Origin of the sequence: Methylocystis sp. MJC1 (assembly GCF_026427715.1) — a bacterium.
Classification (GTDB): Bacteria; Pseudomonadota; Alphaproteobacteria; order Rhizobiales; family Beijerinckiaceae; genus Methylocystis.
In genome coordinates this window covers 3,431,094-3,440,275 of record NZ_CP107558.1, presented here as the reverse complement: position 1 = coordinate 3,440,275, position 9,182 = coordinate 3,431,094, and the positions used below count along the sequence as shown (strand labels likewise).

Below are 9,182 nucleotides of genomic sequence, written 5' to 3'. Positions count from 1 at the left end.
GGGCTCACGATCCAGAAGCGATCTTCCGGGATCGCGGTCCCAAAGGATGAAGCAATGAACGGTCAAAATATCCGGATTCGCTTGAAGGCGTTCGATCACCGGATTCTCGACACGTCGACCAAGGAGATCGTCTCCACGGCGAAGCGCACCGGCGCTCAGGTTCGTGGCCCGATTCCGCTGCCGACCAAAATCGAGAAGTTCACGGTGAACCGTTCGCCCCACATCGACAAGAAGTCGCGTGAGCAGTTTGAGATCAGGACGCATAAGCGCGTTCTCGACATCGTCGATCCCACCCCGCAAACGGTGGATGCGCTGATGAAGCTCGATCTCGCCGCCGGCGTCGACGTCGAGATCAAGCTCTAAGAACGGATTGGGCGGCGCGCTCTAGAGGCCGCCGCTTCGCGAAGGAATATTGAACATGCGGTCGGGCGTCATCGCGCAAAAGGTCGGAATGACCCGCGTCTTCACAGAGGCGGGCGAGCATGTGCCGGTCACGGTGCTGAAGCTGGACGGCTGCCAAGTCGTCGCTCAGCGGACCAAGGAGAAGAACGGCTACACTGCCGTTCAGCTCGGCATCGGCCGCGCCAAGGTGAAGAATGTGTCGAAGGCTGAGCGCACGCGCTTCGCCGCGGCGAAGGTCGAGCCGAAGCTGAAGCTCGCCGAGTTCCGCGTGAACGAGGAAGCGCTGCTTCCCGTTGGCGCCGAGATCACGGCGGATCACTTCGTCGTCGGTCAGTTCGTCGACGTGACGGGCACTACGATGGGTAAGGGCTTCGCCGGCCCGATGAAGCGTTGGGGCTTCGGCGGTCTGCGCGCGTCTCACGGCGTTTCGGTCTCGCATCGTTCGCATGGTTCGACCGGCGGCCGTCAGGATCCGGGTAAGACCTTCAAGAACAAGAAGATGGCCGGCCATATGGGCGTCGACCGCGTGACCACGCAGAATCTGCGCGTCGTGCAGACCGACGTCGAGCGCGGCCTGCTGCTCGTCGAAGGCGCCGTTCCGGGCGTCGCCGGCGGCTGGATTTATGTCCGCGACGCGGTCAAGCGCGCGCTCCCCGCGGAAGCTCCGCAGCCGGGCAAGTTCCGTCTTGCCGACGCCGCCGCTCCCGCTCAAGAAGCAAACAAGGAGGACTGAGCCGTGAAGATCGACGTCACGTCGTTCGACGGCCAGGCGGCCGGTTCGATCGAACTTTCCGATGAGATTTTTGGCCTCGAGCCGCGCACGGACCTCATCCACCGGATGATCCGCTGGCAGCTCGCCAAGCGTCGCGCCGGCACCCATGCGGTGAAGAACCGCGCGGACATCGCCCGCACCGGCAAAAAGATGTATAAGCAAAAGGGCACCGGCGGCGCCCGTCACGGTTCCGCCCGCGTGCCGCAGTTCCGCGGCGGTGGTCGCGCCTTCGGCCCGCTGGTCCGGAGCCATGAGCACGACCTGCCGAAGAAGGTCCGCACCCTTGCGTTGAAGCATGCCCTCTCGGCCAAGGCCAAGGACGGCGGCATCATCGTCTGGGAGAAGGCCGAACTCGACGCCGCCAAGACGAAGGTTCTCGCCTCCGGCTTCGCCAAGACCGGCCTGCAGAACGCGATCATCATCGTCGGCGGCGCGCCGCAGCAGAATTTCGCGCTTGCCGCCCGCAACATCCCGCTGATCGACGTGTTGCCGGTCGAGGGCGTCAATGTTTACGACATTATCCGTCGCGAGAAGCTGGTCCTGACCCGCGAAGCGGTGGACGCGCTGGAGGCGCGCCTGAAATGAGCAAGGACGTTCGCCATTACGACGTGATCGTCGCCCCGATCATCACCGAGAAAGCGACCATCGCCTCGGAGAGCAACAAGGTGGTCTTCAAGGTCGCCAAGACCGCGACCAAGCCGCAGATCAAGGCGGCGGTCGAGGGTCTGTTCGACGTGAAGGTCGAATCCGTGAACACGCTTGTCCGCAAGGGCAAGGTGAAGGCGTTCCGCGGCGTGCGCGGCCAGCAGAGCGACGTCAAGAAGGCCGTCGTGACGCTTGCCGAAGGGCACAAGATCGACGTGACGACCGGACTGTAAGGAAGGCTTAGAGAACCATGGCGCTGAAGACATTCAAGCCGGTCACGCCGGGCCTTCGCCAGCTCGTCATCGTCGACCGCAGCGATCTTTATAAAGGCAAGCCCGTCAAGACCCTCACCGAGGGCAAGAGCTCCAAGGGCGGCCGCAACAATAATGGCCGCGTCACGGTTCGCTTCCGTGGCGGTGGACATAAGCAGACGTATCGCCTGGTCGACTTCAAGCGTCGTAAGCTCGACGTCGTCGGCAAGGTCGAGCGTCTGGAATATGATCCGAACCGCACGGCTTTCATCGCGCTCATCCGCTATGCGGACGACACGCTGGCTTACATCCTCGCGCCGCAGCGTCTGTCTGTCGGCGATGCGGTGGTCGCCGGCAATCAGGTCGACGTGAAGCCGGGCAATGCGATGCCGATCGCCAATATTCCGGTCGGCACGATCGTCCACAATGTCGAGATGAAGATCGGCAAGGGCGGCGCGATCGCGCGGTCCGCGGGCACCTACGCCCAGATCGTCGGCCGCGACCAGGGTTACGTCATCCTGCGACTGAATTCGGGCGAGCAGCGTCTCGTTCACGGGCAGTGCTTCGCCACCATCGGCGCGGTGTCGAACCCCGACCACATGAACACCTCGATCGGCAAGGCCGGTCGTTCGCGCTGGCTTGGCCGTCGCCCGCATAACCGCGGCGTCACCATGAACCCGATCGACCATCCGCACGGCGGCGGCGAAGGCCGCACCTCGGGCGGCCGTCATCCGGTTACGCCCTGGGGCAAGCCGACCAAGGGCAAGAAGACCCGCAGCAACAAGTCAACCGATCGTTTCATTGTGTCCTCGCGGCACAATCGCAAGAAGAAGGGCTAATCCATGGCTCGCTCGATTTGGAAAGGCCCGTTCGTCGACGGCTATCTGCTGAAGAAAGCGGAAACCTCGCGCGCTTCCGGCCGCTCCGAAGTTATCAAAATCTGGAGCCGCCGCTCCACCATTCTGCCCCAGTTCGTCGGATTGACCTTCGGCGTGCACAACGGACAGAAGCATATTCCCGTGAATGTCAGCGAAGACATGATCGGGCACAAGTTCGGCGAATTCTCTCCGACGCGCACCTTCCACGGCCACGCGGCGGATAAGAAGGCGAAGAGGGGCTAAGCAATGTCCAAAGAGGCTAATCCCCCCCGCGTCGCGGAAAATGAAGCGCGAGCCGTCGCGCGCATGATCCGCGTGTCGCCGCAAAAGCTCAATCTTCTCGCCCAGCTCATTCGCGGCAAGAAGGTCGATCGCGCGCTCGCCGATCTGGAATTTTCCCGCAAGCGCATCGCGCATGAGGTGAAGAAGACGCTGGAAAGCGCCATCGCCAACGCCGAAAACAATCACGGGCTCGACGTCGACGATCTGATCGTCTCTCAGGCCTATGTCGGCAAGGCGCTGGTCATGAAGCGCTTCCACGCCCGCGCCCGCGGCCGCGCGAGCCGGGTCGAGAAGCCCTTCTCGAACCTCACGATCATCGTGCGCGAAGTCGAAGCGCAAGCGAACGCCTAAAGGATAACAACCATGGGTCAGAAGGTTAATCCGATCGGGCTGCGCCTCGGCGTCAATCGCACCTGGGACTCGCGCTGGTTCGCGAGCAAGGGCGAGTACGCGAAGCTTCTGCACGAGGACATGAAGATCCGCGAGGCGGTTGCGAAGACGCTGAAGCAGGCGGCTGTCTCGAAGATCATCATCGAGCGTCCGCACAAGAAGTGCCGCGTTACGATTCATTCCGCCCGTCCCGGCGTCGTGATCGGCAAGAAGGGCGCGGACATCGACAAGATTCGCAAGCTCGTCGCCAAGCTGACGGGCAGCGAGGTCGTGATCAACATCGTCGAAGTGCGCAAGCCGGAAACGGAAGCCGCGCTCGTCGCCGAGTCGATCGCGCAGCAGCTCGAGCGCCGTGTGGCCTTCCGCCGCGCGATGAAGCGCGCCGTTCAGTCGGCCATTCGTCTCGGCGCCCAGGGCATCCGCATCAACTGCTCGGGCCGTCTCGGCGGCGCTGAGATCGCCCGTCTCGAATGGTACCGCGAAGGCCGCGTGCCGCTGCATACCCTGCGTGCGGACGTCGATTACGGGGTCTCGACCGCGCATACCGCCTATGGCGCTTGCGGCATCAAGGTTTGGATCTTCAAGGGCGAGATCCTCGAGCACGATCCGATGGCGTCGGAGCGTCGCGCGGCGGAGCAGGCGTCTTCCGGCGATCATGGCGAGCGTGAGCGTGGCGACCGCGGCGATCGCGATCGGCGTCGCCGCGAGCCGCGCGAACCCCGCGGCGACGCTGCCTAAGGCGCAACAAACGATTTAAAGAGCACCCATCATGCTGTCACCCAAGCGCACAAAGTTCCGCAAGGCCTTCAAGGGCCGCATCCACGGCGTCGCGAAAGGCGGCTTCTCGCTGAACTTTGGTCAGTTCGGCCTGAAGGCGCTCGAGCCAGAGCGCGTCACCGCCCGTCAGATCGAAGCGGCCCGCCGCGCCATGACGCGCCATATGAAGCGCGCCGGCCGCGTCTGGATCCGTGTCTTCCCGGACGTGCCGGTCTCCACCAAGCCGACCGAAGTCCGCATGGGTAAAGGCAAGGGCGCTCCCGATTTCTGGGCCGTGCGCATCGCGCCCGGCCGCATCATGTTCGAGGTCGACGGCGTTCCCGCGGCGCTCGCCCGCGAGGCGTTGACGCTTGCGGCGGCCAAGCTGCCGATCAAGACTCGCTTCATCGAACGCATCGCCGAGTAAAGGGAGGACGAGATGAAATCCAAGCAGCGCCTCTCAGACATCAAGACGATGACCGAGGACCAGCTCAACGACGAGGTTCTGAAGCTCAAGAAGGAGCAGTTCAACCTGCGCTTCCAGCGGGCGACGGGCCAGCTCGAGAACACCGCCCGCGTGCGCGTCATACGTCGCGACATCGCCCGGGCCAAGACCATCGCCGCGCAGAAGCGCACGGAAAAGTAAGGTTAAAGCGCCATGCCGAAGCGAATTCTCCAGGGCGTCGTCGTCAGCGACAAACAGAACAAGACTGTTGTCGTGAAGGTCGAGCGCCGTTTCACGCACCCGCTGTTCCAGAAGACCGTGCGCCGCACCAAGCACTACCACGCGCATGACGAGAACGGCGCTTTCAAGGTCGGGGATACGGTTTTCATCGAAGAAACCGCGCCGATCTCAAAATTGAAGCGTTGGCGGGTTGTGGAAAACGGCGCGAACGCGTAAATACCCCGCTCGAGGCGGTTCACGGGATCACTGAGTTTTCTCGGACCCCACCGCCCGTGCCCTGAAAAAACTGGCGCGCTTCTCGATCGCATGGCTCATGCGATGGGGAAGCGCGCTGGAAGTTGGAAACAAAGGTTTTCCGGACGAAGTCGGTCGTCGCGATTGGGCGGGTCCGAAACCAGACCGGAGTGAAAGGCGGAAATGCCATGATTCAGATGCAAACAAACCTCGACGTCGCCGATAACTCCGGCGCCCGCCGCGTGATGTGCATCAAGGTGTTGGGCGGCTCGAAGCGGAAATACGCTGGCGTCGGCGATATTATCGTCGTGTCGATCAAGGAGGCGATTCCGCGCGGGCGCGTCAAGAAGGGCGATGTGCTGAAGGCCGTCGTCGTGCGCACCTCGAAGGACATCAAGCGGTCGGACGGTTCGGTGATCCGTTTCGACTCGAATGCTGCCGTTCTGATCAACAATCAGAAGGAGCCGATCGGCACCCGTATCTTTGGGCCGGTCCCGCGCGAGCTGCGCGCCAAGAACCACATGAAGATCATCTCGCTCGCGCCGGAGGTGCTGTAATGGCCGCCAAAATCAAGAAGGGCGACAAGGTCGTCGTTCTCGCCGGCCGCGACAAGGGCAAGTCCGGCCAAGTGATGAGCGTGAACCCCGACGAGGGTCGCGCCATTGTCGACGGCGTCAATATCGTCAAGCGCCATCAGCGCCAGACGAAGGACCGTGAAGCGGGCATCATCAACAAGGCTGCCCCGATCGACCTTTCCAATCTCGCGATCGCCGATCCCAAGGACGGCAAGGCGACCCGCGTGGGCTTCAAGATTCTCGACGACGGCCGCAAGGTCCGCGTCGCCAAGCGTTCCGGAGAATTGATCGATGGCTGAGGAAAAGAAAGCCAAGGGAGCCAAAGCGCCGAAGGCCGCCAAGGAAGCTCCGTCGGTCGCCGCCGTCGCCCAAGCGAGCATCGCCGGCTATACGCCGCGCATGAGGAAGCACTATGACGAAGTCGTTCGCGGGCAGCTGATCGAGCAGTTCGGCTACAAGAACGCTTTCGAAGTGCCGACGATCGAGAAGATCGTGCTGAACATGGGCGTCGGCGAGGCGGTCAACGACACCAAGAAGGTGACCTCGGCGGCTAGCGATCTCAGCCTCATCTCGGGGCAAAAGCCGGTGATCACCCGCGCCCGCAAGGCCATCTCGACCTTCAAGGTTCGCGAGAACATGCCGATCGGCACGAAGGTGACTCTCCGCAAGACGCGCATGTACGAGTTCCTCGATCGTCTGATCACGATCGCTCTGCCGCGCGTGCGAGACTTCCGTGGCTTGAATCCGAAGTCCTTCGACGGACGCGGCAATTTTGCGCTCGGCATCAAGGAGCACATCGTGTTCCCCGAGATCGACTACGACAAGGCCGAGTCGATCCTCGGCATGGACGTGATCGTTTGCACGACAGCCAAGACCGACGACGAAGCGCGCGCTCTGCTGCGTGCGTTCAATTTCCCGTTCCGGCAGTGAGGGGTTAATCCCCCTCAAACGCGGATACCGAAAGGCTAATACTGATGGCGAAGAAAAGCGCGATCGAAAACAACAAGAAAAAGGCGAAGCTCGTCAAGGCTTACGCCGGCCGCCGCGAGCGGCTGAAGGCCAAGGCAAATGACAGGTCGCTCTCCATTGAGGAGCAGTTCGAGGCTCGTCTGAAGCTCGCGGAGCTCCCGCGCAACTCCGCGAAGATTCGCGTTCGTAACCGTTGCGAGGTTTCCGGCCGGCCGCGCGCCTTTTATCGCAAGTTGAAGATGTCGCGCATCGCGCTGCGCGAACTCGGGTCCAAGGGTTTGATCCCGGGCCTGGTAAAGTCGAGCTGGTAAGGAGACTCTGTAATGGCGATCAATGATCCGTTGGGAGATCTCCTCACCCGTATTCGCAACGCTCAGATGCGCCGCAAGGACAAAGTGTCCTCGCCGGGCTCGAAGCTGCGCGCCCATGTCCTCGATGTTCTCAAGGACGAGGGCTATATTCGCGGCTATTCGAGCACGGATTTCGGCAATGGCCGGACCGAATTCGAAATCGAGCTCAAATATTTCGACGGCCAGCCGGTCATCAAGCAGATCGAGCGCGTGTCGCGCCCGGGCCGCCGCGTCTATGCGGCCGTCGACGCCGTTCCGCGTGTGGCCAATGGCCTCGGCGTGACGATCATGTCGACGCCCAAGGGCGTCATGGCCGATCATGCGGCTCGCGAGAACAACGTCGGCGGCGAGGTGCTCTGCAAGGTCTTCTGACCTTGCCTTGCGCTCAGACTGAACAGGAATTGCAACAATGTCTCGTATCGGCAAGAAGCCTGTGGTCGTCCCGGCCGGCGTCACCGCCAAGGTCGACGGCCAGCTCGTGTCCGTGAAGGGCTCGAAGGGCCAGCTCGAATTCCTGGTGCCGGACGACGTTACCGTCGTGCATCAGGACAACGCCATCAAGGTGGATCCGCGCAACGACACCAAGCGCGCCCGCGCGCTTTGGGGCACGTCCCGCGCCCGCGTCAACAACCTGATCGTCGGCGTGACGTCGGGCTTCGAGAAGAAGCTCGAAATCACCGGCGTCGGTTATCGCGCGGCCGTCCAGGGCAAGGTGCTACAGCTTGCGCTCGGCTATTCGCATGACGTGAACTATCCGATTCCCAACGGCATCAGCATCCTGACGCCGAAGCCGACGGAAATCACGATCAGCGGCATGGACAAGCAACAGGTCGGCCAGGTCGCGGCCGAGATCCGTGCGCTGCGCGGCCCCGAGCCCTACAAGGGCAAGGGCGTCAAATACGCCAACGAATTCATCTTCCGCAAGGAAGGCAAGAAGAAGTAAGGACCAGGCTCCATGGCCAAGGATGTCAGCATCGAACAGCGCCGCAAGGCGCGTGTCCGCAAGGCGATCCGCGAGCGCGCCTATGGCCGCCCGCGTCTCTCCGTGTTCCGCTCGTCGAAGCAGATCTATGCTCAGATCATCGACGACGAGAAGGGACAGACCGTTGTCGCCGCTTCCTCGATCGAGAAGGCGAACCGCGAATCTCTGAAGACCGGCGCAGATGTCGAGGCCGCGAAATTCGTGGGCAAGCTGCTCGCCGAGCGCGCCGCCGAGAAGGGCGTCACGGAAGTCGTGTTCGACCGCGGCGCTTATATGTATCACGGCCGCGTGAAGGCGCTGGCCGAAGGCGCTCGCGAGGGCGGCCTGCAGTTCTGATTTTCCTTTGCCCGCACGCGGGGAGGGGACGTCGCGCGCATCGCGCGATCGGATACGAAGCGAGCGGTTCATAGAGCCGCGTAAGTGACGGAAGAAAAAATGGCGCGTGAAGCTGAAGGCGGTCGCGGTCGCGACCGGGATAGAGAAGAGCGCGACAGCGAATTCGTGGACCGCTTGGTCCACATCAATCGCGTCGCGAAGGTGGTGAAGGGCGGCCGGCGTTTCGGCTTCGCCGCTCTCGTTGTCGTCGGCGACCAGAAGGGCCGCGTCGGCTATGGCCACGGCAAGGCGCGCGAAGTGCCGGAAGCGATCCGCAAGGCGACGGAAGCCGCCAAGCGCGCGCTGATCCGCGTTCCGCTGCGCGAAGGCCGCACGCTGCATCACGACGTGTACGGCCGCCATGGTTCGGGCCGCGTCATTCTGCGCGCCGCGCCGGCCGGCACGGGCATCATCGCCGGCGGCCCGATGCGCGCCGTCTTCGAGACGCTCGGCATGCATGACGTGGTGGCGAAGAGCCAGGGCTCCTCGAACCCCTACAACATGATCCGCGCCACCTTCGACGCGCTTGGCCGCGAGGACTCGCCGCGCTCCGTGGCTGCGCGCCGTTCGCTGAAGGTCTCTGCGCTGCAGGCGCGCCGCCAGGGCGTCGACGCCGACGCCGTCGACGCGTAAGGG

19 protein-coding genes are annotated in these 9,182 nt (G+C 63.0%); all 19 read left to right on the top strand.

Annotated elements, in window-relative coordinates; genetic code table 11:
* Positions 1-54 precede the first annotated feature (54 nt).
* Entirely contained in the window at positions 55-363 is a 309-nt protein-coding gene (gene rpsJ, locus OGR47_RS16590; RefSeq protein ID WP_003613511.1) for a 30S ribosomal protein S10, read from the top strand.
* A gap of 55 nt (positions 364-418) precedes the next feature.
* A complete protein-coding gene (gene rplC, locus OGR47_RS16585; RefSeq protein WP_165054982.1) occupies positions 419-1,135 on the top strand; it encodes a 50S ribosomal protein L3 in 717 nt (238 codons plus the stop codon).
* A gap of 3 nt (positions 1,136-1,138) precedes the next feature.
* Positions 1,139-1,759, top strand: a complete 621-nt coding sequence (rplD, locus tag OGR47_RS16580) for a 50S ribosomal protein L4 (protein WP_165054984.1) — start codon at positions 1,139-1,141, stop codon at positions 1,757-1,759.
* Positions 1,756-2,052, top strand: a complete 297-nt coding sequence (locus OGR47_RS16575; protein WP_165054986.1) for a 50S ribosomal protein L23 — start codon at positions 1,756-1,758, stop codon at positions 2,050-2,052. Before rplD ends, OGR47_RS16575 begins: the two co-directional genes overlap by 4 nt.
* Before the next feature lie 17 nt (positions 2,053-2,069).
* Positions 2,070-2,909: a 50S ribosomal protein L2 gene (rplB, locus tag OGR47_RS16570; protein WP_165054988.1), complete on the top strand. Its 840-nt coding sequence runs from the start codon at positions 2,070-2,072 to the stop codon at positions 2,907-2,909.
* A gap of 3 nt (positions 2,910-2,912) precedes the next feature.
* Positions 2,913-3,191: a 30S ribosomal protein S19 gene (gene rpsS, locus OGR47_RS16565; RefSeq protein ID WP_165054990.1), complete on the top strand. Its 279-nt coding sequence runs from the start codon at positions 2,913-2,915 to the stop codon at positions 3,189-3,191.
* 3 nt (positions 3,192-3,194) lie between these two features.
* Positions 3,195-3,581, top strand: coding sequence for a 50S ribosomal protein L22 (gene rplV, locus OGR47_RS16560; protein ID WP_165054992.1), 387 nt, complete (start codon positions 3,195-3,197; stop codon positions 3,579-3,581).
* A 12-nt stretch (positions 3,582-3,593) separates the two neighbouring features.
* Complete coding sequence (gene rpsC, locus OGR47_RS16555) at positions 3,594-4,358, top strand: 30S ribosomal protein S3 (protein WP_165054994.1); 765 nt, start codon at positions 3,594-3,596, stop codon at positions 4,356-4,358.
* Between the two features lie 31 nt (positions 4,359-4,389).
* Positions 4,390-4,803, top strand: a complete 414-nt coding sequence (gene rplP / locus OGR47_RS16550) for a 50S ribosomal protein L16 (protein ID WP_165054996.1) — start codon at positions 4,390-4,392, stop codon at positions 4,801-4,803.
* Positions 4,804-4,815: 12 nt separating this feature from the next.
* A complete protein-coding gene (rpmC, locus tag OGR47_RS16545; RefSeq protein WP_165054998.1) occupies positions 4,816-5,022 on the top strand; it encodes a 50S ribosomal protein L29 in 207 nt (68 codons plus the stop codon).
* A 12-nt stretch (positions 5,023-5,034) separates the two neighbouring features.
* Positions 5,035-5,277 carry a 30S ribosomal protein S17 gene (gene rpsQ, locus OGR47_RS16540; RefSeq protein ID WP_165055000.1) on the top strand — a complete coding sequence of 81 codons (243 nt, stop codon included), beginning with the start codon at positions 5,035-5,037 and terminating at the stop codon, positions 5,275-5,277.
* 206 nt (positions 5,278-5,483) lie between these two features.
* A complete protein-coding gene (gene rplN / locus OGR47_RS16535; RefSeq protein ID WP_138166882.1) occupies positions 5,484-5,852 on the top strand; it encodes a 50S ribosomal protein L14 in 369 nt (122 codons plus the stop codon).
* Positions 5,852-6,169, top strand: coding sequence for a 50S ribosomal protein L24 (gene rplX / locus OGR47_RS16530; protein WP_165055002.1), 318 nt, complete (start codon positions 5,852-5,854; stop codon positions 6,167-6,169). The genes rplN and rplX overlap by 1 nt, the downstream gene beginning before the upstream one ends.
* Positions 6,162-6,800 (top strand): 50S ribosomal protein L5, encoded by a 639-nt coding sequence (rplE, locus tag OGR47_RS16525; RefSeq protein ID WP_305801359.1) that lies wholly within the window; start codon positions 6,162-6,164, stop codon positions 6,798-6,800. The genes rplX and rplE overlap by 8 nt, the downstream gene beginning before the upstream one ends.
* 44 nt (positions 6,801-6,844) lie before the next feature.
* Positions 6,845-7,150, top strand: a complete 306-nt coding sequence (gene rpsN, locus OGR47_RS16520) for a 30S ribosomal protein S14 (RefSeq protein WP_165055003.1) — start codon at positions 6,845-6,847, stop codon at positions 7,148-7,150.
* 12 nt (positions 7,151-7,162) lie between these two features.
* Positions 7,163-7,561, top strand: a complete 399-nt coding sequence (gene rpsH, locus OGR47_RS16515; protein ID WP_165055005.1) for a 30S ribosomal protein S8 — start codon at positions 7,163-7,165, stop codon at positions 7,559-7,561.
* A gap of 37 nt (positions 7,562-7,598) precedes the next feature.
* On the top strand, positions 7,599-8,132 hold the full coding sequence (rplF, locus tag OGR47_RS16510) for a 50S ribosomal protein L6 (protein WP_165055007.1): 534 nt from the start codon (positions 7,599-7,601) through the stop codon (positions 8,130-8,132).
* A 12-nt stretch (positions 8,133-8,144) separates the two neighbouring features.
* Positions 8,145-8,507, top strand: coding sequence for a 50S ribosomal protein L18 (gene rplR / locus OGR47_RS16505; RefSeq protein ID WP_165055009.1), 363 nt, complete (start codon positions 8,145-8,147; stop codon positions 8,505-8,507).
* Between the two features lie 99 nt (positions 8,508-8,606).
* Positions 8,607-9,179 (top strand): 30S ribosomal protein S5, encoded by a 573-nt coding sequence (gene rpsE / locus OGR47_RS16500; protein ID WP_165055011.1) that lies wholly within the window; start codon positions 8,607-8,609, stop codon positions 9,177-9,179.
* Positions 9,180-9,182 lie beyond the last annotated feature (3 nt).